The sequence below is a fragment of the Pseudomonas sp. S09G 359 genome, from assembly GCF_002843605.1.
Classification (GTDB): Bacteria; Pseudomonadota; Gammaproteobacteria; order Pseudomonadales; family Pseudomonadaceae; genus Aquipseudomonas.
The window spans coordinates 1,079,860-1,102,997 of the sequence record NZ_CP025263.1; the positions used below are offsets into that span (position 1 = coordinate 1,079,860).

19 protein-coding genes and 1 other RNA gene are annotated in these 23,138 nt (G+C 61.2%); 15 read left to right on the forward strand and 5 right to left on the reverse strand.

Features of this window, described 5'->3' with window-relative positions; all coding sequences use genetic code 11:
* The first annotated feature begins 17 nt into the window (after window positions 1-17).
* The 3 genes from CXQ82_RS04815 (at window position 18) to CXQ82_RS04825 (ending at window position 4,524) form a co-directional block, all read left to right on the forward strand.
* The gene (locus tag CXQ82_RS04815; protein WP_101266621.1) at window positions 18-2,747 is read left to right on the forward strand and encodes a LuxR C-terminal-related transcriptional regulator; all 2,730 of its coding nucleotides are present in this window, start codon (window positions 18-20) and stop codon (window positions 2,745-2,747) included.
* Window positions 2,748-2,867: 120 nt separating this feature from the next.
* A complete protein-coding gene (locus tag CXQ82_RS04820; protein WP_101266623.1) occupies window positions 2,868-3,512 on the forward strand; it encodes an MBL fold metallo-hydrolase in 645 nt (214 codons plus the stop codon).
* A gap of 238 nt (window positions 3,513-3,750) precedes the next feature.
* A complete protein-coding gene (locus tag CXQ82_RS04825) occupies window positions 3,751-4,524 on the forward strand; it encodes an OmpA family protein (protein ID WP_101266625.1) in 774 nt (257 codons plus the stop codon).
* Window positions 4,525-4,589: 65 nt separating this feature from the next.
* Here the strand turns inward: CXQ82_RS04825 and CXQ82_RS04830 are convergent, their stop codons facing one another.
* Window positions 4,590-6,230 (reverse strand): methyl-accepting chemotaxis protein, encoded by a 1,641-nt coding sequence (locus CXQ82_RS04830; protein WP_101266627.1) that lies wholly within the window; start codon window positions 6,228-6,230, stop codon window positions 4,590-4,592.
* A 614-nt stretch (window positions 6,231-6,844) separates the two neighbouring features.
* Here CXQ82_RS04830 and CXQ82_RS04835 point away from each other — a divergent pair.
* The 3 genes from CXQ82_RS04835 to CXQ82_RS04845 are packed head-to-tail and all read left to right on the forward strand — an operon-like array spanning window position 6,845 to window position 10,398.
* Window positions 6,845-8,245, forward strand: coding sequence for a cytochrome c (locus tag CXQ82_RS04835; protein ID WP_101266629.1), 1,401 nt, complete (start codon window positions 6,845-6,847; stop codon window positions 8,243-8,245).
* 3 nt (window positions 8,246-8,248) lie between these two features.
* Window positions 8,249-8,767, forward strand: a complete 519-nt coding sequence (locus tag CXQ82_RS04840) for a sugar dehydrogenase complex small subunit (protein WP_101266631.1) — start codon at window positions 8,249-8,251, stop codon at window positions 8,765-8,767.
* Window positions 8,764-10,398: a GMC family oxidoreductase gene (locus CXQ82_RS04845; protein ID WP_101266633.1), complete on the forward strand. Its 1,635-nt coding sequence runs from the start codon at window positions 8,764-8,766 to the stop codon at window positions 10,396-10,398. Before CXQ82_RS04840 ends, CXQ82_RS04845 begins: the two co-directional genes overlap by 4 nt.
* A 66-nt stretch (window positions 10,399-10,464) precedes the next feature.
* Here the strand turns inward: CXQ82_RS04845 and CXQ82_RS04850 are convergent, their stop codons facing one another.
* The 4 genes from CXQ82_RS04850 to CXQ82_RS04865 form a co-directional block, all read right to left on the reverse strand.
* Window positions 10,465-11,046: a BON domain-containing protein gene (locus tag CXQ82_RS04850; protein ID WP_101266635.1), complete on the reverse strand. Its 582-nt coding sequence runs from the start codon at window positions 11,044-11,046 to the stop codon at window positions 10,465-10,467.
* Complete coding sequence (locus tag CXQ82_RS04855; protein WP_007904374.1) at window positions 11,043-11,636, reverse strand: phosphoheptose isomerase; 594 nt, start codon at window positions 11,634-11,636, stop codon at window positions 11,043-11,045. The genes CXQ82_RS04850 and CXQ82_RS04855 overlap by 4 nt, the downstream gene beginning before the upstream one ends.
* A 92-nt stretch (window positions 11,637-11,728) precedes the next feature.
* Complete coding sequence (locus CXQ82_RS04860) at window positions 11,729-12,100, reverse strand: YraN family protein (RefSeq protein ID WP_101266637.1); 372 nt, start codon at window positions 12,098-12,100, stop codon at window positions 11,729-11,731.
* Window positions 12,100-13,911 (reverse strand): penicillin-binding protein activator, encoded by a 1,812-nt coding sequence (locus CXQ82_RS04865; RefSeq protein WP_101266639.1) that lies wholly within the window; start codon window positions 13,909-13,911, stop codon window positions 12,100-12,102. Before CXQ82_RS04865 ends, CXQ82_RS04860 begins: the two co-directional genes overlap by 1 nt.
* A gap of 176 nt (window positions 13,912-14,087) precedes the next feature.
* Between CXQ82_RS04865 and rsmI the strand changes: the two genes are divergently transcribed.
* From rsmI to mraY, 9 genes are all read left to right on the forward strand, one after another.
* Window positions 14,088-14,993, forward strand: a complete 906-nt coding sequence (gene rsmI, locus CXQ82_RS04870) for a 16S rRNA (cytidine(1402)-2'-O)-methyltransferase (RefSeq protein ID WP_101266641.1) — start codon at window positions 14,088-14,090, stop codon at window positions 14,991-14,993.
* A gap of 96 nt (window positions 14,994-15,089) precedes the next feature.
* Window positions 15,090-15,443, forward strand: an RNA gene (gene rnpB / locus CXQ82_RS04875) — RNase P RNA component class A.
* 354 nt (window positions 15,444-15,797) lie between these two features.
* On the forward strand, window positions 15,798-16,253 hold the full coding sequence (mraZ, locus tag CXQ82_RS04880; RefSeq protein ID WP_003171868.1) for a division/cell wall cluster transcriptional repressor MraZ: 456 nt from the start codon (window positions 15,798-15,800) through the stop codon (window positions 16,251-16,253).
* Window positions 16,250-17,197 (forward strand): 16S rRNA (cytosine(1402)-N(4))-methyltransferase RsmH, encoded by a 948-nt coding sequence (rsmH, locus tag CXQ82_RS04885; RefSeq protein ID WP_012722289.1) that lies wholly within the window; start codon window positions 16,250-16,252, stop codon window positions 17,195-17,197. The genes mraZ and rsmH overlap by 4 nt, the downstream gene beginning before the upstream one ends.
* On the forward strand, window positions 17,194-17,487 hold the full coding sequence (gene ftsL, locus CXQ82_RS04890; protein WP_101266643.1) for a cell division protein FtsL: 294 nt from the start codon (window positions 17,194-17,196) through the stop codon (window positions 17,485-17,487). The genes rsmH and ftsL overlap by 4 nt, the downstream gene beginning before the upstream one ends.
* Window positions 17,487-19,229: a penicillin-binding protein 2 gene (locus tag CXQ82_RS04895; protein WP_163034644.1), complete on the forward strand. Its 1,743-nt coding sequence runs from the start codon at window positions 17,487-17,489 to the stop codon at window positions 19,227-19,229. The genes ftsL and CXQ82_RS04895 overlap by 1 nt, the downstream gene beginning before the upstream one ends.
* Window positions 19,229-20,692 carry a UDP-N-acetylmuramoyl-L-alanyl-D-glutamate--2,6-diaminopimelate ligase gene (gene murE, locus CXQ82_RS04900; protein WP_101266647.1) on the forward strand — a complete coding sequence of 488 codons (1,464 nt, stop codon included), beginning with the start codon at window positions 19,229-19,231 and terminating at the stop codon, window positions 20,690-20,692. Before CXQ82_RS04895 ends, murE begins: the two co-directional genes overlap by 1 nt.
* Complete coding sequence (gene murF / locus CXQ82_RS04905; RefSeq protein ID WP_101266649.1) at window positions 20,685-22,055, forward strand: UDP-N-acetylmuramoyl-tripeptide--D-alanyl-D-alanine ligase; 1,371 nt, start codon at window positions 20,685-20,687, stop codon at window positions 22,053-22,055. Before murE ends, murF begins: the two co-directional genes overlap by 8 nt.
* The gene (mraY, locus tag CXQ82_RS04910; RefSeq protein ID WP_017738698.1) at window positions 22,055-23,137 is read left to right on the forward strand and encodes a phospho-N-acetylmuramoyl-pentapeptide-transferase; all 1,083 of its coding nucleotides are present in this window, start codon (window positions 22,055-22,057) and stop codon (window positions 23,135-23,137) included. The genes murF and mraY overlap by 1 nt, the downstream gene beginning before the upstream one ends.
* Window position 23,138: the final 1 nt, after the last annotated feature.

Here is a 23,138-nt window from a genome sequence, read left to right on the forward strand (position 1 = left end):
TCTACAAGAGCCCGGCGATGACTGATCTGTCCCGAATTCAAGGGCCTGCCAGCGCGGTAATTCCGTCCCTGGAAGGTCGCTTCTACAGGCCACCGCTGCCTGACGGCTATGTGCTGCGACCGCGCCTGTGCGAACGGCTGGCTGCCGGGCTGGAAGGGCGGCTGTTACTGGTCAGCGCACCGGCGGGGTTCGGCAAGAGTTCGTTGGCGGTGGAGTTCTGCCAAAGCCTGCCGGCCCACTGGCAAAGCCTGTGGCTGGGGCTGAGCCCGCGCGACAATGACCCGGGGCGTTTTCTTGAGCGTCTGCTCGAAGGCCTGCAGCAATACTTCCCGCAACTCGGCAGCCAGTCCCTGGGCCTGCTGAAAATGCGTCAGCGTCACCAACCCTTCGCCTTCGAAGAGTGGCTCGATGGGTTGCTCGATGAGCTGACCGTGCACCTGTCCACCCGTGCACCGCTGTTACTGGTGCTGGATGATTACCATCTGGCCCAGGGCCCGGTGCTGGATCGCTGCCTGCAATTTTTCCTCAACCACTTGCCCGATGGGCTGGTGGTGCTGGTGACCAGCCGACAGCGCCCGGATTGGCACCTGGCGCGGTTGCGTCTGTCACGGCATTTGCTGGAGTTGCATGAGCAAGACCTACGCCTGACCCATGCCGAATCCCTTGCCGTGCTCGACCGTCACAGCAACTCCCTGCGTGGCGAGGCGCTCGACAACCTGATCCGTCGCAGCGAAGGCTGGGTGGCCGGCCTGCGTTTCTGGTTGCTGGCCGCTTCCGAAGCCGGCAGCGAAGGTGCCTTGCCGCAAAGCCTGCACGGTGGCGAAGGGTTGATCCGTGATTACCTGCTCGAAGAGGTGATCGACTGCTTGCCGGCCGAAGTGCAGGCGTTCCTGTTCGACACCGCGCCCCAGGAGCGCTTTTGCAGCGAGCTGTGCGACGCCGTGCGCGAAGCCCACGACAGTGCTGAAATCCTGCGTTACCTGCAATCCCACCAGGTGTTCCTGGTGCCGTTGGACGAGCAGGGTCATTGGTTCCGCTACCACCATTTGTTCTCCGACCTGCTGCGCAGCCGGCGCGCCAGCAGCAATGTGTTGCCGGCGGCCAGCCTGCACCTGCGCGCGTGTCGCTGGTTCAACGCCCAGGGTTTGATCGATGAAGCGGTGGAGCAGGCGTTGCGCGCCGGCCACCTGGATGTGGCCGCCAACCTAGTGCAGAACCTGTCCGAAGAACAACTGCTGGCCGAGCAGAATGTGGGCATGTTGCTGCGCTGGAAAATGGACCTGCCCGACAGCCTGCTGATCAGCACGCCGCGCTTGATCGTGCTGTACAGCTGGGCCTTGGGCCTGGCCTGCCAGTTGGATGCGGCGGAGGAGTTGTCCAGTTACCTCAGCCGCTTCCTGCCGGCGCCGTCGGCCACTGCGCAAAAATCGATGTTGGCTCAATGGCTGGCGCTGAGCGGGATCATCGCGCGCGGGCGTGGTGACCGCGAGCTGACCCAGCGCTATTGCAGCGAAGCCCTGGAAAGCCTGCCGCAACGGCGTTACGGGCAACGCTTGATGTGCCTGTCGGCGCTGTCCAATTTGGCCATCGTCGATGCCGACTTGTGGCGCGCGCGTGGCTTGAACCGCGAATCCCTTGAGCTGGCGCAGCGCGTCGGCAATCCGTTGTTCGAGGCCCTGGCCCATTACGACCGCGCGCGGGTATTGCAGGCGCGTGGCGAAATCCTGCGGTCCCTGGATGAAGTCCGCCAAGGCCTGCAACGCCTGCAGGGCCTGGCGCCCCAGCGACTGTACGCCGTGCGTGCGCGGTTATCGCTGTACGAAGGTTACTTGCTGCTGGTGCGTTTCCAGCCCGAAGCCGGCCTTGCCCGTTTGCGTGCCGGCCTTGCCGAAGCCCGCGCGTGCCGCGATATCAGTGTGTTGATCGGGCACTGCGTGATCGCCAGCTTCGAAGGGCGGCGCGGTGACTTTCCCAACGCCTTCGCCGAACTCGCCGAAGCCGAACGCCTGATGCACATCTGGGATGTGCCGCCGATCTACTACCTGGCGATGATCACCCTGATCAAATGCGAACTGTGGTTGGCCCAGGGCCGCACCGACCTGGCCGACGCCTGGCTAACCCGCCTGGGGCAGACCTACAACGGCGAGCACGCCGCCGCGGCGCCGGAGTTTCATCCACACCTGCCGCAACATATCGGGCTGCAACAGGCGGCACTGGATGCGATTCGCCATCAACCCGATGCCGCGCAGCAACGCCTGACAGAGCTGGCACAACAGGCCCACAACAGTGGGCGTCAGATGATTGCCCTGATGGCCCTGACCCAACAGGCGCAGTTGTTATTGGAAAGCGGCCATGAAGCCAAGGCGCGGCCGGTGTTGGCCCAGGCCCTGGAGGCGGGCGCAGGTGGCGCGCTGCAACCTTTTGAGCGGCTATTGGACAAGCACCCGGACTGGATGCGCGAGCAACTTGGCAAAGACCCCCATGGGCTGCTTAACCAGAGCCTGCTGACGTTTCTGCCCGCCGTCGCCGTTGTCGAACCTTCACCTAACCATGAAACCCTGAGCGCCCGGGAGCTGGCAGTGCTGCAGTTGATCGCGCAAGGCTGCTCGAACCAGGAAATCAGCAACCGGCTGTTCATCTCCCTCCACACGGTGAAGACGCACGCGAGCCATATCAACAGCAAACTCGGCGTAGAGCGGCGTACCCAGGCCGTGGCGCGCGCGCAGGAATTGAAGTTGATCGGCTAGCACTGACTCCCCGTGGCGAGCAAGCTTGTTGTGGCGAGCGAGCTTGCTCGCGTGGGGCTGCGAAGCAGCCCCAATCTGTTTTAATAGCGCAACTTTCTGATCTGCACCCGAGGCACCCCCATGACCACCGCCCCGCCGACGCTCATCCGCGAAACCTTCCCCGTCGGCCCCTTGCAGTGCAACTGCACCATCATCGGCGACCCCATCACCAAAAAGGCCATCGTCGTCGACCCAGGCGGCAACCATGAACTGATCCTGGCGCGCCTGGAAGCACTCGGCCTGAAAGTGGTGAGCATCATCCATACCCACGCTCACCTCGACCATTTCCTGGCGTCCGGCCAGTTGAAAGAAAAAACCGGCGCCACCTTGCACCTGCACAAAGAGGATCAATTCCTCTGGGACAACCTGGAGATGCAATGCCAGATGTTTCGTGTGCCCTACACGCCGGTGCCAGCGCCGGATCGTTGGCTGGAAGACGATGAGGAGCTGGCCTGCGGCTGCGGCGTGGCCCTGCACACGCCAGGACATACGCCGGGCTCGATGAGTTTCTGGTTCGCCGACGCCAAGCTGCTGATTGCCGGTGACACACTGTTTCGGCGCGGCGTAGGGCGTACGGATTTGTGGGGCGGCGACCAGGCGACCATTGTGCGTTCGATCAAGCAGCGGCTGTACACCCTGGACGAAGGTGCGACGGTGGTGACCGGTCACGGCCCGGATACGCGTCTAGGGGATGAAATGCGCGAGAACCCGTTTGTTCGCGCATGACGGTGCGGGGGAATAAGACGACTGGGCAGCTGTTCTACAGGAGACGTGTTGTAGCAAAAACACAGGCTGCATTCAGGATCTGTCTGCTACGGTTTCTGTAGCGGCGATGCTGCTAAAGGTTTTGTTACAGCTCAGGGCGCGGCCACGGAATTTTTACCGTTTGTCGCGTTCCAAACCCGGCACAGATCCATTGCCAATGTCCTTTGCACCACAGAATGCAAAAGTAGGAGCTTCCTTCATGTTCACTTCCCGTCGTCTGCTTGTTGTTGCTACGGTCGTAGCCCTGTTGTCTGGCTGCGCTTCACCTAATCCTTACAGCGGCGGCGGCCAGGGGCAGGCGAGTAATGAGTCCGGCGGCATGAGCAAGACCGCCAAGTACGGCGGCCTGGGTGCCCTGGCGGGTGCGTTGGCGGGTGCCGCCATCGACCACAACAACCGTGGCAAGGGCGCGTTGATCGGTGCCGTGGTTGCCGGTGCAGGCGCAGCGGGTTATGGCTACTACGCCGACCAGCAGGAAAAGAAACTGCGCGAAAGCATGGCCAATACCGGCGTTGAAGTTCAGCGTCAGGGCGACCAGATCAAGCTGATCATGCCGGGCAACATCACCTTCGCGACCAACTCTGATGCAATCTCCAGCAGCTTCTACACGCCGCTGAACAACCTGGCCAACTCCCTCAAGCAGTTCAGCCAGAACACCATCCAGATCGTTGGCTACACCGACAGCACCGGCAGCCGCCAGCTGAACATGGACCTGTCCCAACGTCGCGCGCAGAGCGTGGCCAACTACCTGACCTCCCAGGGCGTCAGCGCTGCCAACCTCAGCGCTCGCGGTGCCGGCCCGGATAACCCGATTGCCAGCAACGCCGACGTCAATGGCCGTGCCCAGAACCGCCGTGTTGAAGTCAACCTTGGCCCGATCCCTGGCCAGCAGTATGGCCAGCCAAGCGCCCAGCAACAGGCGCCACAACAGAACAACCAGTTCCAGGGCAACCCGTACTCGCAGTACCAGTAACTGCTCGTCACTAAAAAGGGCGCCGTGCAGTCAATGCACGGCGCCCTTTTTTGTGGCCCGAGGTTTTACAGGCGGAAGCGGCTCACCAAGGTGTTGAACGAGGTCGCCAGGTTCGACAGTTCCTGAGTCGATGCATTGGTTTGATGCGCACCGGCTGCCGTCTGCGTCGACAGGTCCTGGATGTTGACCAGATTGCGGTCGACCTCGCGCGCCACATGGGCCTGTTCTTCGGACGCGGTGGCGATCACCAGGTTGCGCTCGTTGATCTGGGAAATGCCCTCAGCAATCAGTTCCAGCGCTTCACCCGTGGCCTGGGCGAGGGCTTGAGTGTCGTTGACCAGCGCCTGGCTTTTGCTCATCGCGCCCACGGCCTGGTCGGCGCTGGCTTGCACGCTATTGATCATGCCTTCGATTTCCCCGGTCGACGCCTGGGTGCGGGCGGCGAGGGCGCGCACTTCGTCGGCGACCACGGCAAAGCCACGGCCCTGCTCACCGGCCCTGGCGGCCTCGATGGCGGCATTAAGGGCCAGCAAGTTGGTCTGCTCGGCGATGCCACGGATCACGTCGAGTACTTTGCCGATGTCGCGCACCTGGCCGGCCAGGTCCTTGACCCTGCTGGTCGATGAGTCGATTTCAGTGGTGGCCAGGTTGATTGCCGTGACCGCCTTGCGCGCCTGGTCGCGGCCATTGGTGGCCTGCTCGCTGGTGGTATGGGACGCCTCGGAGGTGGACACCGCATTGCGCGCCACTTCTTCAACCGCCGAGGTCATCTCGGTAACGGCCGTTGCCGCCTGCTGAATCTCATCGTTCTGGCGCACCAGGCCGCGGCTGCCGTTATCGGTGACGGCCGTCAGCTCTTCTGCTGCGGAAGCGAGTTGATCCGAGGCACTGGCAATCTGCTGGATCGTTTGTTTCAAGCTCGACTGCATATCGCTCAGGGCGCTCAGCAGTTGGCCGGTTTCGTCACGGCCGGTGCTGACGATGCTCTGGGTCAGGTCGCCATCGGCGATGCGACGTGCGCTGTTCATGGCGGTGGCAATCGGGCGACTGATCAGGCGGCTGACAAATAGGCCGAGCAGAATCGCCGCAATAAATGCCAGCACGATGCCTGAGTACAGGGTGTTCTTGGCAGACGCCTCCTGTGCCGTGGCGTCCCTCGCGCCTTCGGCCACCTGGCGGTCATTGGAGTCGACCATGATCGTCAGCTCGTCCATCACCGTGCGGTAGCTTTTTTGCAGGTCACCGAATAACAGCGCGCGGGCTTTTTCCAGGTCATGGGCCTGCAGCAGGGTTACGTACTGCTGGAGCATGGCCTGATACACCGGCCAGTCGCGATCCATCTTGTCGCCCGCCGCGCGCTCGTCGTCGGCCAGCGGTGTCTGGCGGTAGAGCGCAAATGCCTGCTCACTGGCCAGGCGGTTGGCATTCATCGAGGCGATGAACTCGTCCTTGACGCTTTGCGGTGCGTCACTGGCATAAGCGGTGTACAGCCGATAGAGGTCGCGGCTCTGGCCAACCGCTTTGGTTTTGGTCTGGGCGGTGTTCGAGACAGACACCAGGTTGTTGGTGAACACCAGCCTCAGGCTTTCCGACAGTGCAGATACCCCCCGGCTGCCGAGCACACCCACGCCCAAGGTGATCAGGGCGCACAGTGAGAAGGATGTGATCAGTTTGGTCGAGAGTTTTGCGTCGTTAAGCCAGCTCATCGGTTCGTCCTGGAAAGATGCTGATTGATTCATCAACGAATTGAGGGCCGGTACCGGAGTGGGTAGCGGCAGTTGTCGTACTACTATCGACAACTTCGTCCAGGACTGAAGGGTTACTGAATATTTCTCAGGGTTAAGCCGCTCTAAAACGCGGTTTTCGACAGGGTTTTTGGGTGTTTTTCGACCTGAATCCCGCTGAGATCCTCTGAAGGCCTTTGAGATCCCGCATAAGATAAATTCTATAAAAATTGTTATTTATCAATTTGTTATCTTGTTTTCGATGGCTTTTGAATTGTCGCCGAAAATCGGCGATGACAGCACATACGTGCAAGCATGGCGAAAATTGATAGAAATCCACCCATTTACTCTAAAAAACTCATTAGTGTTGCCAGCGTTCTTAGGCATTTCGCGCGCAAAAGCCCTATCTAGACGCTTCACGTCAGATCATAGATAGATGGCAAATGGCCTTTTAATATGTTGCCAAATATTGCCCAGCGTGAAATATTCGCCCCTTCTTGTCATAGGACGTCATATGACAGTATGAATTATTCGATAAGCCGATAGAGCTTACGAATCCGTGAAAGCCATGAGTGCAGTTTCGTAGGGTAAAAGAGATGCCGCGTAAAACGGTTAGGGAAAAAGGCATCAAACATGCCTTGGCAGGCGTGCTGACGCTTGTGGTTTGGGGGGCTGGCAGTGCGTACGGCCAGGCACTGGATGCCACGGCATCACCGGGCAAACGCCTGGCGGTTGCCGCGGATTGTGTGGCCTGCCACACCGCGCCCGGTGGGCAGCCCTTTGCTGGCGGCTATCCGCTCAGCTCGCCGATGGGGGTGATTTATTCGACCAACATCACGCCGTCCAAATCAGCCGGTATCGGTGGCTATACCGCCGAACAATTCGCCCGTGCGGTCAGGGATGGAGTGACGCCCGATGGCACGCACCTTTATCCGGCCATGCCGTACACCTCCTACGCGAAGATGACCGACACCGACGTGGCGGACCTCTACCAGTACTTCATGCACGAAGTGCAGCCCGTCGATGCGCCGACGCCGAAGACCGACCTCGACTTCCCGTTCAACCTCCGCGCATCCATGCTCGGCTGGAACGCATTGTTCCACAGCCAGAAACGCTTCACGCCAGACCCGGGCAAATCCGCCGAAGTGAACCGTGGTGACTACCTGGTGAATGCCCTGGCTCACTGCGACACCTGCCACACCCCGCGCAATGTGCTGATGGCGGCTGACAATAGCCAGCCACTCGCCGGCGGCGCGCTGGGCAGTTGGTATGCGCCCAATATCACCGCGGACAAAACCAGTGGCATTGGCGCCTGGTCCAGCGATGAATTGGTGGCGTACCTGCGCACCGGCCATGTCGAGGGCAAGGCACAAGCCGCCGGGCCGATGGCCGAAGCCGTTGAACACAGCCTGCAACATCTGGACGCTGTCGACCTCAAGGCCATTGCCGCCTACCTGCTGCAAACCCAGCCGATCAACACCGGCGAGGCCAAGCCCCGTCATGCGTTCGGCCAGGCTTCCAGCGATGAGCTGACCCTGCGGGGCGGCAAGCCCGAAGACAACCCGGGCTGGCATATCTTCAGCGGCACCTGCGCCAATTGCCATCAGCCTAACGGCCAGGGCACGCGGGAATACCCTTCGCTGTTCCACAACACCGCCACCAGCCGCAGCGACAACCTGATCGCGGCGATTGTCTACGGCGTGCACCGCGAAGTGGACGGCGTGGCTATCGACATGCCGGCATTTGGCCCGGATGCGCTGTTCACCGACCGCCTCAACGATCAGCAGATTGCCGACGTGAGCAACTACGTGCTTTCCCGCTACGGCAATGACGCGTTGAAGGTCACCGCCGCCGATGTGGCCCAGGTGCGTGCGGGTGGCCCCCAGGCACCGTTGGCGCTGATGGCCAAGTTCAGCATTCCGGCCATTATTCTGGCCTGCAGCCTGATTGCCTTGGCGGTGATCGTCATTGTTCGTCGCCGACGTCGGGAGGTTTGAATCATGCACTCATCACTGAATGCACTGTCGCGCCGCAGTCTGCTGCGCGGCTCGGTCACGTTGGGGTTGGCGGCGCTGATCAGCGGCGTGATGCCCTGGCAATCGGCCATGGCCAGCGCCCAGTCGGACGCGGACTTCGCGGCCCTGTCGCAGTTCCTGGTCAGTCGCCCGGTGAATGCCGTGCTGGCAGCGCGTTATTACGCGGCCCTGGATAAGCGTGCGCCAAACTTTGCCACCAACGTGATCGCCCTCAAGCAACTGGTGGCCGAGCGCGGCCTCAAGCACGTCGATGACTACCTGGCGCTGGCCGATGCCGATCCGTCGTTGAAGGCGACGGCCACCAGCATCATTGCCGCCTGGTACCTGGGTATTGTCGGTGAGCCGGCGGACGCCGAGCTGATCAGCTACAGCGAAGCGCTGATGTACCGCCCTACCCACGGCACCCTCATCATCCCTACCTACGGTGGCGGCCCGGATTCATGGGGCCCCAAACCTAAAGCCCCACAGGATTCCACACTATGAGCAACACTGAATTCGACGCTGACGTAGTCATCATCGGCTCCGGTGTCATGGGCGGGTTGATTGCGACCGGCCTGGCCAAGGCGAACAAGTCGGTGATCGTTCTTGAGGCCGGTCCTCGGGTCAATCGCCGTGATGTGGTTGAAACCTTCCGCAATGCCCCGGTCAAGCTGTCCCTGGCCAACGCCAAATTGCAGGGCGCGGGCTCACCGTACCCAAGCCTGCCGCACGCGCCGTCGACCTATGGCGATTACTTGCAGCAGGTCGGTCCGGTCAAATACAACACCTCGTATTTGCGGGTGGTGGGCGGCACTACCTGGCACTTTGGTTCATCGCTGTGGCGTATGTTGCCCAACGATTTTCGCTTGAAGTCGTTGTATGGTCGCGGCCGTGACTGGCCGATCAGCTACGACGAGCTTGAGCCGTTCTATGCGCGTGCCGAAACCGAGCTGGGCGTGTCCGGCGTCGATGGCCAGGATGAAAGCGGGCAGGGCGGCGATGCGTTCCCGCCGCGCTCGATTCCGTACCCGATGGAAGGGCTCAAGCCCAGCTACATGTTCACCCGGCTCGCGGAGATGCTTGGCAAGGGCGGCTACAACCCGATCCTGGAGCCCAATGGTCGCGCTACTCGCCCCTATGGCAAGCGGCCGCCGTGTGCGGGCAATAACAACTGCAACCCGGTGTGCCCGATTGCCGCCAAGTACGATGGCTCGATGCATATCGACGAGGCCGAGCGCCATGGCGCCAAGGTCCTGGAAAACTCGGTGGTGTACAAAATCGAGGCCGGCGATGACGGCAAAATCACCGCCATCTGGTACATGCGCCCCGACAAGTCGACCCACAAGCTGACCGCACGCTATTTTGTGTTGGCTGCCTATGGCATCGAATCGCCCAAGCTGCTGCTGATGTCGACCTCTGACAAATACCCCAACGGCATTGCCAACTCGTCCGACCAGGTGGGTCGCAACCTGATGGACCACACCGGCATCAGCATGAACGTGATGACCAAGGAAGACATGTGGCCGGGTGAAGGTCCTACCCAGTTGCTGGTGTACCTGAACAGCCGCGACGGTGCGTTCCGCAAGGATTACCCGGGCTACAAGATCAAGGTGCGCAACACGGTTCCCACCTCGCAGATTACCTCCAACCTGATTGCCAAGGGCGTGCTGGGTTCCAAGCTGGATGAGCAGATTCGCTTGCAGTCGGCGCGTTCGCTGAACTGGGCGGTGGACTTCGAAACCCTGCCGCTGCCGGAAAACCGCGTAACGCCGAGCAAGACCAAGTTCGACGCCATCGGCCTGCCGGTGCCCGAGATCTACTACAGCGTTCCTGACTACTGGCATGCCGGTAAAGAGAAAGCCCTGGAGGACTTCAAGCAGTTCGCCACGTTGCTGAACGCCGATATTCTCAGCACGGACGTCGGCTTCCAGAACCGTCAGCACATCATGGGCACGACCATCATGGGGGATGATCCCAAGGACTCGGTGGTCGACCGCGATTGCCGCAGCCATGACCATGCGAACCTGTTCATCGCAGGTACCAGCGTGATGCCGTCGTCGTCCTGCGTGAACCCGACGTTGACGGGCGCAGCCTTGAGTATTCGCATTGCCGATGTTCTGGTGAGCGAAGTCTGATCCGCCGCGCAATAAAAAAGCCCCCTGACGCCAATGGCGCAGGGGGCTTTTTCGTACTGGGCTACATCAGTCGATGTATTCAAACACTTTTACAATCTTCTGCACGCCCGACACACCCTGTACCAGGTTGGCTGCCCGGGTCGCTTCCGCCTGGGTCAGCAGGCCCATCAGGTAAACGATACCGTTGTCGGTGACGACTTTGATGCGCGAACCTGGGATCGCGTTATCGGTCAGCATCTGCGCCTTGATCTTGGTGGTCAGCAGGGCGTCGTTGCTGATGGCCAGCAAGGTGATCGGGTCCATGACCTGCAATTCGTTGTGTACTTTCTTCACTCGCTGCACGGCCGCGGCGGCTTGCTCAGCCTGTGCTTTCAGGTCGGCGCGCGGCGTTTGGCCGGCGAGCAGCACCACGCCGTTGAAGCTGGTTACGACGATGCGCGAGGCACCGTTGCCCAGGTCGGTGGCGGCCTTGGCGACGTTCACCTCTACTTTGGTTTCGATCAGCGAGTCATCAATCTTGCTGCCGAAGGTGCGGGTACCCTTGTCGTCCTGGATGGGGGTGTCACGTGTCGCGGTAATGGCCGTGCTGCAACCGCTGATGCCGAGGCACAGCGCGATAGCCAATAGGCTGAGACTTTTAACGGTCATTCTTCACTCCCGAACAGTTGGCTGTCGATCAGATCGCACAGGCAGTGGATCGCCAGCAGGTGGACTTCCTGAATACGTGCAGTGACATTGGCCGGGACGCGAATCTCCACGTCCTCGGGCAGCAGCAGCGAAGCCATGCCGCCGCCGTCGCGGCCGGTCAATGCTACGACAATCATTTCGCGATCATGTGCGGCCTGGATCGCCTGAATAATGTTCGCCGAGTTGCCGCTGGTGGAAATCGCCAGCAACACATCGCCCGGTTGGCCCAGGGCGCGGATCTGCTTGGAGAAGATTTCGTTGTAGCTGTAGTCGTTGGCGATCGAGGTGATCGTCGACGAATCGGTGGTCAGCGCGATGGCCGGCAGGCTCGGGCGCTCGCGCTCGAAGCGGTTGAGCAGCTCGGACGAGAAATGCTGGGCATCACCGGCCGAACCGCCATTACCGCACGAAAGCATTTTGCCTTCGTTGAGCAAGGCGTTGACCATGACCTGACTGGCTTGCTCGATGTGCGGTGCAAGTACGTCCATCGCCTGTTGCTTGGTGTCGATGCTGGCCTGGAAAAGCTGGCGAATTCGGGATTGCATGTCCATCTGTGTGACCTTAAGTAGCGCGGCTGTTTGGCACAGGAATGTGCAGCCCGCAAAGCAAAGAGCAAAAGTGTGTGGTGAAGATGCCCGGCGAATCAGCTGTCGAAGGCACTTTTGAGCCAGTTCAGATCAGCCTTGCCAGACGGTGTGCTTTCTATGGCAACCACATCGAAACGGCAGGGGGAGTCGGCCCAGCGATGCTCTTTTTGCAGGTAAAACTGCGCGGCGAGTATCAGCTTCTGACGCTTGCGCCCGTCGATACTGGCGAGCGCGCCACCCCATTGTGCGTGTTTCCGGTAGCGGACTTCGACGAATACTACTGTATCGCCGTCAAGCATGACCAGATCAAGCTCGCCGCGTTTACACAACCAGTTCTGCGCCAGAAGGCGCAGACCCTGTTGTTGCAGGTATTTCAGAGCTTGAAGTTCGGCATCCTTGCCGCTTTGTGCGCTGGACCGCTCGGGCATCAGCGCGGGGTGTCCGGCAGGCGCTGGACTTCGCCACCGACGAACTTGGCCCATGGCATCTGGCGGTCAACCCGCTGGTTGGTGCTGATGCCCAGGTTGCCCGAGAGGCCGTCAACCCGTGTATCCGGGAGTGCCTTGAGCTGGCCCAGGCGCGGCGCCAGGCGGTAGGCGTCTACACCCATCGCGTACAGGCGGCCGAGGCTGCCGTTGGCTTGCGGCCATTGTGCGGCCACCTGGTTGCGCAGCGGGTCGGTGGTGTTCAGCAGCCAAGGGGTTTCGCAGAACATCACGTTGGTCATGTCCAGGTACTGGTTTTTGTCACCGCTGGCGCTGAACACGTGGGACGTGGCGTACACCGGTACATCACCGGCATATTGGAAGTTCAGGGTCGGCTTGATCTGCTGGGCCAGTTGCGGGGTGACGGCCAGGAAGATGAACTCGATGTCCTGGCGACGCGACGGTTGTGCCGCTACGTCAGTGCCCACGGTGCTTTGCAGGCTCTTGGCGCGCCCTTCGCTTTTACGCAGCTGGAACAGGTCGGCAATTTGCTGGGCCAGGGCGACGGGCTGGTCGACGTACTCGACACCCACGACAGTACCGCCGTTGGCTTCCCAATCCTGGCGGAAGGCTTTGTAGACGCGCTCACCCCATTCGCCACGGGGCACCATGGCGGCTGCGCGGTGCAGGCCGTCGGCACGGGCGCGGCGCGAGACTTCGCGCGCTTCATCTTCAGCCGCCAGGCCAAACTGGAACAGTTGCGCCGGGCCCTGGTCGGTTTCGCTGTAGTTCAGGGCCAGGGTGGTGATCGGCAACTGAGGGCGCGCGCTGAGCTGTTTGACCAGCGGTTTCTCCAGCGGGCCGACGACCAGTTGCACGCCGGCAGCCTGGGCCTTGGCGTAGAAGTCGTCGAGGGAGGTCAGGCGCGAGCTGTCATAGAACTCGATGACCGGCGGCTTCTGCCCGGCTTGTTCAGCCTGGTAGTGGGCAGCCATGAAGCCTTCGCGCAGCGCTTTGCCGACGGAGGCCAACGGGCCATCCTGCGGCAGCAGCAGGGCGATCTTGCTCAGGGGCTGGCTGGCCAGTTCCTTGAGCTTGGTCAGCGGCGTCGGCAGGTTCACCGCCGCCGGGTGGCCCGGGTTCTGTGCGCGCCAGGTGTCGATCGCCGCTTGCTGTTGCTCAAGCGTACCGGCGCCCTTGACCGCCTGGGCCAGGCTGATCCAGCCGTCGAGTACCGGGTTGCCGCTGGCTTGCAGCTGTTCGGCCGGCAGGGCGGCAATCAGCGTCCAGATGGCTTCATGGTTGCTTTTGGCGGCGTCGCCACTGAGCAACGGCGCCATGGCCACACGTTCACGCGCGGCGGCCAGGGTCTGGCCATCGGCTTCGTACGCGCGGGCATGCACGCTGCCGGTGCGAACCTGCTGTTCAGCCGGCAGGTCCTTCAGGTTTTGCAGGCTTGGATGGTTCAAGGCGGTCAGTGCGGCCTTGGGCTGGTTGCGCGCCATGGCCAGTTCGGCGGCCAGGGTGCTGGCAAACACTTGCGGAGCGGGTTTGAGCACGTCCAGAGGCACTTGCGCCAGAATCTGCGCCGAGCGTCCAGGGTTGTTCTGTTTGTAGGCCATGTCAGCTGCGCTCAGGCGCAGCAGTGCCGCCTGTTCTGGCGTCTTGGCGGTAGTGGCCTGTTCGAGCAGTTGCTCGATACTGGCGTCCGGGGTCCGTGGAAGGTCGCCAAGGCTGGACGAGGGCGAGCTGGCACACGCGGCCAACAGGGCAGCGAGGCAGAGGGCGGAGAGCAGCCGCAGGCAAGCGATCATGTAAGTGTTCCTGATACCGATCAAATTAGCGTGGAATTGTACCCAAGCACTGGCCCAGGCGCGATGTTACTGGCGTGAAACCGTCGATTTAGGTCGTGCAAATGTTGCTGTGAGCCATCAATGGCTTAAAAGGCATCGGCCGTGATGGCATATTTTCACGGCGCCTACGCGCTACAATGTGCCCTTTGCCAATCATCGAGGTGTGCGTTTTGACTGCTCCAGGTCCTTTGAATTCCACTGCAGGCTCGCTTTTTGTCGTGGCGACGCCCATTGGCAACCTGGACGACATCAGTGCCCGGGCGCTGAAAGTGTTGCGCGAGGTTAAATTGATCGCGGCCGAAGATACGCGGCACTCCCAGCGGTTGATGCAGCATTTTGGCATCAGTACGCCATTGGCGGCTTGCCACGAGCACAACGAGCGCGAAGAAGGCAGCCGTTTTATCCAGCGTTTGCTGGCGGGCGACGACGTAGCGCTGATCTCCGATGCGGGCACGCCGTTGATCTCCGATCCTGGGTATCACCTGGTCCGTCAGGCGCGGGCCGCTGGTATCAATGTAGTGCCTGTTCCGGGAGCGTGCGCGCTGATCGCCGCGTTGTCGGCAGCAGGCCTGCCGTCGGACCGGTTTATTTTCGAAGGTTTCCTGCCGGCCAAGGCCGTGGGGCGGCGTGCGCGTCTTCAGGCGGTAAAGGAAGAGCCGCGCACGCTGATCTTTTATGAGGCCCCGCATCGCATCCTTGAATGCCTGCAGGACATGGAGCTGGTCTTTGGCGGCGAGCGCCTGGCGTTGTTGGCCCGTGAACTGACCAAAACCTTCGAAACCCTCAAGGGCCTGCCCCTGGAAGAGCTGCGCGCGTTTGTCGAAGGCGACAGCAACCAGCAGCGCGGCGAATGTGTGGTGCTGGTGGCGGGCTGGACGGCGCCGGAGAGTGAAGATGCGGTGGGCAGCGAAGCCATGCGCGTGCTCGACCTGCTGCTCAAGGAAATGCCCCTCAAGCGTGCCGCCGCTCTGGCGGCGGAAATTACCGGGGTGCGCAAGAACGTGCTGTATCAAGTCGCGCTGGATAAACAGAAAGCCGAATAGTTCCGGGGTTAAACCGGTATTCCGTCTGAACGTGATGGCAATGCTGTACTTTTAATACTTGTCCTGAGGCCGCCGTGCCGTTAACCTGCGCGGCGGAGAGTCGATTGGACAGTCGCTGCCCTCTATGAAAATTAGGGGGGGGAGGAAAGTCCGGGCTCCATAGGGCGAAGTGCCAGGTAATGCCTGGGAGGCGTGAGCCTACGGAAAGTGCCACAGAAAATAACCGCCTAAGCACTTCGGTGCCGGTAAGGGTGAAAAGGTGCGGTAAGAGCGCACCGCACGACTGGCAACAGTTCGTGGCTAGGTAAACCCCACTTGGAGCAAGACCAAATAGGGTCCCAAGGCGTGGCCCGCGCTGGGACCGGGTAGGTTGCTAAAGATGTCCAGTGATGGCCATCGTAGACGAATGACTGTTCAAGACAGAACCCGGCTTACAGATCGACTCTCCACCTTTTTCCTTTTGTCCGAATCTCGGGCAAAAACCCGGTAGTAACGCAAGAATCCCTCCCTGCCGAATCATTGGCAGATGCATCTTCGTAATACCAAAAAAATCTTACTCTTAATAAATTACTTTAACTTTAAGCCGTAGCTCTTTGAGCTATTTGCGCTTGCCGGGCCAAAAACATCGCCGAACTCTGGTTTCTCCTCCGTTTACGCTCCTAAATCTCCGTTCTGTAAGGCTTTTCCTTGAATCCGCGCCTTGACGGTGTGGTGGGCGCATTCCTATAGTGTGCGCAAGTGGCGGAAAGTGGCACAAAGTGGGTTTTTTGAACGTAAAACGCTAAAATTTGGAGAAACGCATCTGTGTTTCGCGGAGCTAACGCTATCAGTCTCGATGCAAAAGGCCGTCTCGCCATGCCGAGCCGGTATCGTGACGAGCTGATTTCGCGAAGTTCCGGACAGTTAATCATCACCATTGATGCCGTTGATCCTTGTTTGTGTGTTTACCCCCTCGATGAGTGGGAGTTGATTGAAACCAAGTTGCGCGCGCTGCCTTCATTGCGTGAAGAGAACCGCCGCCTCCAGCGTTTGCTGATTGGTAATGCCGTCGACCTCGAGCTCGATGGCAGTGGTCGTTTCCTGGTGCCCCCGCGTCTGCGCGAGTACGCCAAGCTCGATAAGCGCGCAATGCTGGTCGGCCAACTGAACAAGTTCCAATTGTGGGACGAAGATGCCTGGGATGCTGTTTCTGCAGCGGACCTGGCTGCTATTCAACAACCGGGCGCTATGCCTGATGAACTGCGTGATTTGATCCTGTGACTATTGATAGCGGCTTTAACCACATCACCGTACTGCTTGACGAAGCCGTTGAGGCTCTCGCCGTACGCGCGGATGGCTGCTATTTGGATGGCACCTTTGGCAGGGGCGGGCACAGCCGGTTGATACTCAGCCAGCTCGGGTCCGACGGTAAGCTCCTCGGGTTCGACAAAGACCCCCAAGCGATTGCCACCGGGCAAGCGCTAGCGGCCGAAGACGGCCGCTTTGTCGTTGTGCAGCGTAGCTTTGCCGAGCTGGGTGCCGAAGTGGCCGAACGCGGCATGGCAGGCAAGGTGGCCGGGGTTTTGCTCGACCTCGGCGTGTCTTCGCCGCAGCTTGACGACCCCGAGCGCGGCTTCAGTTTCATGAACGACGGCCCGCTCGATATGCGCATGGACCCGACCCGTGGGGTCAGTGCCGCGCAGTTCATCGCCACCGCTCCGGTAGAAGAAATCGCCCGTGTCTTCAAAGAGTACGGCGAAGAGCGCTTCGCCGGCCGCATGGCCCGTGCCGTGGTCGAGCGTCGCGAAATCCAGCCGTTCGAACGCACCGCCGACCTCGCCGAAGTGCTGAAGGTCGCCAACCCTGCGTGGGAAAAAGGCAAGAACCCGGCCACCCGTGCATTCCAGGGCCTGCGTATTCACGTCAACAACGAATTGGGCGACCTGGAGGCTGGCCTCGAGGCCGCCCTCGAGGCGCTGGAAGTGGGCGGTCGTCTGGTGGTGATCAGCTTCCACTCCCTGGAAGACCGTATCGTCAAACTGTTCATGCGTCGCCTGGTCAAGGGTGAGTCCGACAACCTGCCGCGCAACCTGCCGGTACGTTTCGAAGCCTTTGTGCCGAAAATCAAAATCCATGGCAAAGCGCAGTTCGCTTCCGAAGCCGAACTCAAGGCCAACCCACGCTCCCGCAGCGCCGTCATGCGCGTCGCGGAGAAGTTGCGGTGAGCAAGCTTTTCGCCAAGCCCCTCCCGGGCGGCAGCTTCTTTATGTTGCTGCTGTTTGTGGGCGTACTGATTTCCGCGATTGCGGTGTCCTACAGCGCGCACTACAACCGCCAACTGCTCAATACCCTGTACGGGGAATTGAGCGTGCGAGACAAGGCGCAGGCGGAGTGGGGCCGGCTGATCCTGGAACAAAGCACCTGGACGGCGCATAGCCGCATCGAAGTGCTGGCCACCGAACAGCTGAAAATGCACATCCCGGGCGCGGCCGACGTTCGCATGGTGGCGCCATGATGAAACTCGAAGGCGCACTCTATCCATGGCGTTTCCGCCTGATGCTCGGCTTGCTGGCATTGATGGTGGGGGCGATTGCCTGGCGGATTGTCGACCTGCAAGTGGTCGACCGCGACTTCCTGATCGGCGAAGGCAATGCCCGTAGCCTGCGGCATATTCCTATTCCCGCGCACCGTGGCCTGATCACCGACCGTAATGGCGAGCCTTTGGCCGTCAGCACCCCGGTGACGACGCTGTGGGCCAACGCCAAGGAGCTGCAGGTTGCCAAGGACAAGTGGCCGGCACTCGCGGCTGCACTTGGCCAGGACCCGAAAGCCTTGTCCGAACGCCTGGAAGCCCAGGCCAATAAAGAATTCATCTACCTGGTTCGCGGCCTCACGCCCGAGCAAGGCCAGCAGGTGCTCGACCTTAAAGTCCCGGGTGTCTATGGCATCGAGGAATTCCGGCGTTTCTACCCGGCCGGTGAAACCACCGCGCATATGGTCGGGTTTACCGACATCGATGATCACGGCCGCGAAGGTGTGGAACTGGCCTACGATGAATGGCTGGCCGGGGTTCCCGGCAAACGACAAGTCATCAAGGATCGGCGCGGCAGGCTGATCAAGGATGTCCAAGTCACCAAAAACGCCAAGGCCGGTAAGCCCTTGGCGTTGTCGATTGACCTGCGCCTGCAATACCTGGCCAACCGCGAGCTGCGTAACGCGATCATCGAAAACGGCGCCAAGGCCGGCAGCCTGGTGATCATGGACGTGAAGACCGGCGAGATCCTCGCCATGGTCAACCAGCCCACCTACAACCCGAACAACCGTCGCAACCTGCAACCGGCGATGATGCGCAACCGCGCGATGATCGACGTGTTCGAGCCGGGTTCGACCATGAAAGCCATCTCCATGAGTGCCGCCCTGGAAACCGGACGCTGGAAACCCAGCGACAAGGTCGAGGTCTACCCGGGCACCTTGCAGTTGGGCAAATACACCATTCGTGACGTATCCCGCACCGAAGGCCCTGTGCTGGATCTGACAGGTATCCTGATCAACTCCAGTAACGTTGGCATGAGTAAGGTTGCCTTCGATATCGGCGGCGAAACCATCTACCACCTCGCGCAAAAAATCGGCCTGGGCCAGCCCACCGGCCTCGATTTTCCGGGCGAGCGCGTGGGCAATTTGCCCAACTACCGCGACTGGAAAAAAGCCGAGACGGCCACGCTTTCCTACGGCTACGGCCTGTCGGTGACCGCCATCCAGCTGGCTCACGCTTTCTCTGTATTGGCCAATAACGGTCGCATGGTTCCGCTCAGCCTGATCCACGTCGACGAAGCGCCGAAAGCCACCCAGGTGATCCCGGAAAACGTCGCCAAGACCATGCAAGGCATGTTGCAACAAGTGATCGAAGCACCGCGCGGTGTATTCCGTGCCCAGGTGCCGGCGTATCACGTGGCGGGCAAATCCGGTACGGCCCGTAAAACCTCGGTGGGCACCAAGGGCTATGCCGAAAACTCCTACCGTTCGCTGTTCGCAGGCTTCGGCCCGATGAGCGACCCACGCTATGCCATCGTCGTGGTGATCGACGAGCCAAGCAAAGCCGGTTACTTCGGTGGCCTGGTATCGGCGCCGGTGTTCAGCAAAGTGATGTCCGGCACCCTGCGCCTGATGAACATCACGCCGGACAACCTGCCGCCGACCCAACAAGCGAATGCCGGACCACCGGCCGCTGCTGTTAAAGCCAATGGAGGGCGCGGCTGATGTCTCTTAGCCTGAACAAGATTTTTGCCCACGCTGGCCGTGATCTGCTGATTCGCGAGTTGAGCCTGGACAGCCGCAATGTACGCGCGGGTGACCTGTTCCTCGCGGTGCCGGGCGGCAAGTACGACGGTCGTGCACATATCGCCGACGCCCTGCAACGCGGTGCCGCAGCCGTGGCGTATGAAGTGGAAGGCGCCACTGTGCTGCCGATCACTGACGTGCCGTTGATTCCGGTCAAGGGCCTGGCCAAGCAACTGTCGGACATCGCCGGGCGCTTTTATGGCGACCCGAGCCGCCACCTCAACCTGGTGGGCGTCACCGGCACCAACGGCAAGACCAGCGTGACCCAGCTTGTCGCGCAAGCGCTGGACCTGCTGGGCCAGCATTGCGGCATTGTCGGCACCCTGGGCACCGGTTTCTACGGCGCGCTGCAAAGCGGCCTGCACACCACGCCGAACCCGATCGCCGTGCAAGCGACCCTGGCCGACCTGAAGAAGGCCGGGGCCAAGGCGGTTGCCATGGAAGTGTCGTCCCACGGCCTGGACCAAGGCCGCGTGACCGCGCTGGCGTTTGATGTGGCGGTGATGACCAACCTGTCCCGCGATCATCTTGATTACCACGGCACCATGGAGGCGTACGCCGCCGCCAAGGCCAAGCTGTTTGCCTGGAATGACCTGAAGTGCCGGGTGGTTAACCTGGACGATGAGTTCGGCCGCCAGTTGGCTGCCGAGGACAGCGAAGCGCGCCTGATCAGCTACAGCCTTAAAGATGCCAGCGCGTACCTGTATTGCCGCGAAGCCCGGTTCAATGACGAAGGCGTGCGCGCCACGCTGGTCACGCCTCAGGGCGAACACCATTTGCGCAGCACCTTGCTCGGTCGTTTCAACCTGAGCAACGTGCTGGCTGCCATCGGCGCCTTGCTCGGCCTGGATTACGCCCTTGATGAAATCCTGCGTGTGCTGCCCAAGCTCGAAGGCCCGGCCGGGCGCATGCAGCGCCTGGGTGGCGGCACTCAGCCGCTGGTGGTGGTCGACTATGCCCACACGCCGGATGCCTTGGAAAAAGTCCTCGAAGCCTTGCGCCCTCACGCCAAGGGCAAGTTGCTGTGCCTGTTCGGCTGTGGCGGTGATCGCGATCGCGGCAAGCGCCCGCTGATGGCCGAGATTGTCGAGCGCCTGGCCGATGGCGTGCTTGTCACCGACGACAACCCACGCAGCGAAGACCCGAGCCAGATTTTCGACGACATCCGGGCAGGCTTCAAAGACGCGTCCAAGGCCACCTTCGTGGCGGGTCGCGGTGCGGCCATTGCCCAACTGATCGCCAGCGCCAGTGCCGACGACGTGGTGGTGTTGGCCGGTAAAGGCCACGAGGACTATCAGGAAATCAATGGCGAGCGGCATGCCTTCTCCGATCTGGTCGAGGCCGATCACGCCCTGACTGCCTGGGAGGTTGCCCATGCTTAAAGCGATGAAATTCAGCCAACTGACCCAGGCCCTGTCGGCCCGTGTACTGTCAGCCGATTGCAGCTTCGATGGCGTCAGTATCGACAGCCGCAACATCAAGCCGGGGCAACTGTTCGTGGCGTTGGCTGGGCCACGTTTCGACGGCCACGACTACCTGAATGACGTCGCCGCCAAAGGTGCTGCAGGTGCCTTGGTGCAGCGTGAAGTGGCGGACTCCAGCCTGCCGCAACTGCTGGTCGCCGATACCCGCCTGGCCCTCGGCCAGTTGGGTGCGCTGAACCGTGCCGCCTTTGATAAGCCGGTTGCGGCCGTCACCGGCTCCAGCGGCAAGACCACGGTCAAGGAACTGCTCGCCGGTGTCCTGCGCACGCGCGGGCCGGTGCTGGCTACCCGTGGCAACCTGAACAATGATTTCGGCGCTCCGCTGACCCTGCTCGAACTGGCCCCGGAACACACGGCGGCCGTGATCGAACTGGGGGCATCGCGCATCGGCGAAATCGCCTACACCGTGGCGCTGACCAAGCCCCACGTAGCAATCATCAACAACGCCGGTACCGCCCATGTCGGCGAGTTCGGTGGCCCGGAAAAAATCGTCGAAGCCAAGGGCGAAATCCTTGAAGGCCTCGATGCCTCGGGCACGGCGGTACTGAACCTGGACGACAAAGCCTTCGAAACCTGGCGTGTACGCGCGGCCGGTCGCAAGGTGCTGACGTTTGCCGTGCTGAATGCGGCGGCGGATTTTCACGCCGCCGACATCAGTGTGGATGCCCGTGGTTGCCCGTCCTTTACCTTGCATACACCGCAAGGCAGCGAGCACGTGCAGTTGAACCTGCTGGGCAACCATAACGTCGCCAACGCCTTGGCCGCCGCCGCCGCCGCTTACGCCTTGGGCGTGTCGCTGTTCGGTATCGCGACCGGGCTGGGCGCAGTGCAGCCGGTCAAGGGCCGCACGGTCGCGCAACTGGCGACCAACGGCATGCGCGTGATCGACGACACCTACAACGCCAACCCGTCTTCCATCAACGCCGCCGTTGACCTGCTCAAAGGCTTTGCCGGGCGCACAGTGCTGGTGCTGGGCGATATCGGCGAGTTGGGCGACTGGGCTGAGGCAGGCCATCGTGAAGTCGGCGCCTACGCAGCCGGCAAGGTCGACGCGCTTTACGCCGTTGGAACCAACATGGCTCACGCCGTCGCTGCTTTCGGCCCAGGTGCGCAGCACTTCGCGACCCAGGCCGAACTGATCCAGGCGCTGACCGCGGCTGAACACGACAAACACACAACCATTTTGATCAAGGGATCGCGCAGCGCGGTGATGGAAAACGTCGTCGCGGCCTTGTGTGGCTCAAGTACGGAGAAACATTAATGCTGCTGCTGCTGGCTGAGTATCTGCAACAGTTCCACAAAGGCTTCGCGGTCTTTCAGTACCTGACCCTGCGCGGGATCCTGGGTGTGCTGACCGCGCTGTCTCTGTCGCTGTTTTTGGGGCCGTGGATGATCCGCACCCTGCAGAACCTGCAAATTGGTCAATCGGTCCGTAACGACGGCCCGCAGTCGCACCTGTCCAAGTCCGGCACCCCGACCATGGGCGGCGCGCTGATCCTGTCGTCCATCGGCATCAGCACCTTGCTTTGGGCCGACCTGCACAACCGCTACGTGTGGACCGTGCTGCTGGTGACCCTGTTGTTCGGCGCCATCGGCTGGGTCGATGACTACCGCAAAGTGATCGAGAAAAACTCCAAGGGGCTGCCAAGCCGCTGGAAGTATTTCTGGCAGTCGGTGTTTGGTTTGGGCGCAGCGATTTTCCTGTTCATGACCGCGCCAAGTGCGGTGGAAACCACGCTGATCATCCCGATGCTCAAGGACGCCAGCATTCCACTGGGCGTTGGTTTCGTGGTGCTGACCTACTTCGTGATCGTCGGCTCCAGCAACGCGGTGAACCTCACAGACGGCCTCGACGGCCTGGCGATCATGCCGACAGTGATGGTGGGCGGCGCGCTCGGCATCTTCTGCTACCTGTCGGGTAACGTGAAATTCGCTGAATACCTGCTGATCCCCTATGTACCGGGCGCGGGTGAGCTGATCGTGTTCTGTGGCGCTTTGATTGGTGCGGGCCTGGGCTTCCTGTGGTTCAACACCTACCCGGCGCAAGTCTTCATGGGTGACGTCGGCGCACTGGCGCTGGGCGCGGCCCTGGGCACCATCGCGGTGATCGTTCGCCAGGAAATCGTGTTGTTCATCATGGGCGGTGTGTTCGTGATGGAAACCCTGTCGGTGGTCATCCAGGTGGCTTCCTTCAAATTGACCGGGCGCCGCGTGTTCCGCATGGCGCCGATCCACCACCACTTTGAACTCAAGGGCTGGCCTGAGCCGCGTGTGATCGTCCGTTTCTGGATCATCACCGTGATTCTGGTACTGGTCGGCCTTGCCACCCTGAAACTGAGGTAGA

Bases quoted from the DNA above. Each gene is read 5' to 3' on its own strand.
- murE (WP_101266647.1), top strand. From the start codon at position 19,229: ATGTCTCTTAGCCTGAACAAGATTTTTGCCCACGCTGGCCGTGATCTG.
- mraY (WP_017738698.1), top strand. From the start codon at position 22,055: ATGCTGCTGCTGCTGGCTGAGTATCTGCAACAGTTCCACAAAGGCTTC.
- CXQ82_RS04855 (WP_007904374.1), bottom strand. From the start codon at position 11,636: ATGGACATGCAATCCCGAATTCGCCAGCTTTTCCAGGCCAGCATCGAC.
- CXQ82_RS04825 (WP_101266625.1), top strand. From the start codon at position 3,751: ATGTTCACTTCCCGTCGTCTGCTTGTTGTTGCTACGGTCGTAGCCCTG.
- murF (WP_101266649.1), top strand. From the start codon at position 20,685: ATGCTTAAAGCGATGAAATTCAGCCAACTGACCCAGGCCCTGTCGGCC.
- CXQ82_RS04865 (WP_101266639.1), bottom strand. From the start codon at position 13,911: ATGATCGCTTGCCTGCGGCTGCTCTCCGCCCTCTGCCTCGCTGCCCTG.
- CXQ82_RS04895 (WP_163034644.1), top strand. From the start codon at position 17,487: ATGAAACTCGAAGGCGCACTCTATCCATGGCGTTTCCGCCTGATGCTC.
- CXQ82_RS04815 (WP_101266621.1), top strand. From the start codon at position 18: ATGACTGATCTGTCCCGAATTCAAGGGCCTGCCAGCGCGGTAATTCCG.
- CXQ82_RS04860 (WP_101266637.1), bottom strand. From the start codon at position 12,100: ATGCCCGAGCGGTCCAGCGCACAAAGCGGCAAGGATGCCGAACTTCAA.
- rsmI (WP_101266641.1), top strand. From the start codon at position 14,088: ATGTGCCCTTTGCCAATCATCGAGGTGTGCGTTTTGACTGCTCCAGGT.
- CXQ82_RS04850 (WP_101266635.1), bottom strand. From the start codon at position 11,046: ATGACCGTTAAAAGTCTCAGCCTATTGGCTATCGCGCTGTGCCTCGGC.
- CXQ82_RS04835 (WP_101266629.1), top strand. From the start codon at position 6,845: ATGCCGCGTAAAACGGTTAGGGAAAAAGGCATCAAACATGCCTTGGCA.
- CXQ82_RS04845 (WP_101266633.1), top strand. From the start codon at position 8,764: ATGAGCAACACTGAATTCGACGCTGACGTAGTCATCATCGGCTCCGGT.
- CXQ82_RS04830 (WP_101266627.1), bottom strand. From the start codon at position 6,230: ATGAGCTGGCTTAACGACGCAAAACTCTCGACCAAACTGATCACATCC.
- CXQ82_RS04840 (WP_101266631.1), top strand. From the start codon at position 8,249: ATGCACTCATCACTGAATGCACTGTCGCGCCGCAGTCTGCTGCGCGGC.
- CXQ82_RS04820 (WP_101266623.1), top strand. From the start codon at position 2,868: ATGACCACCGCCCCGCCGACGCTCATCCGCGAAACCTTCCCCGTCGGC.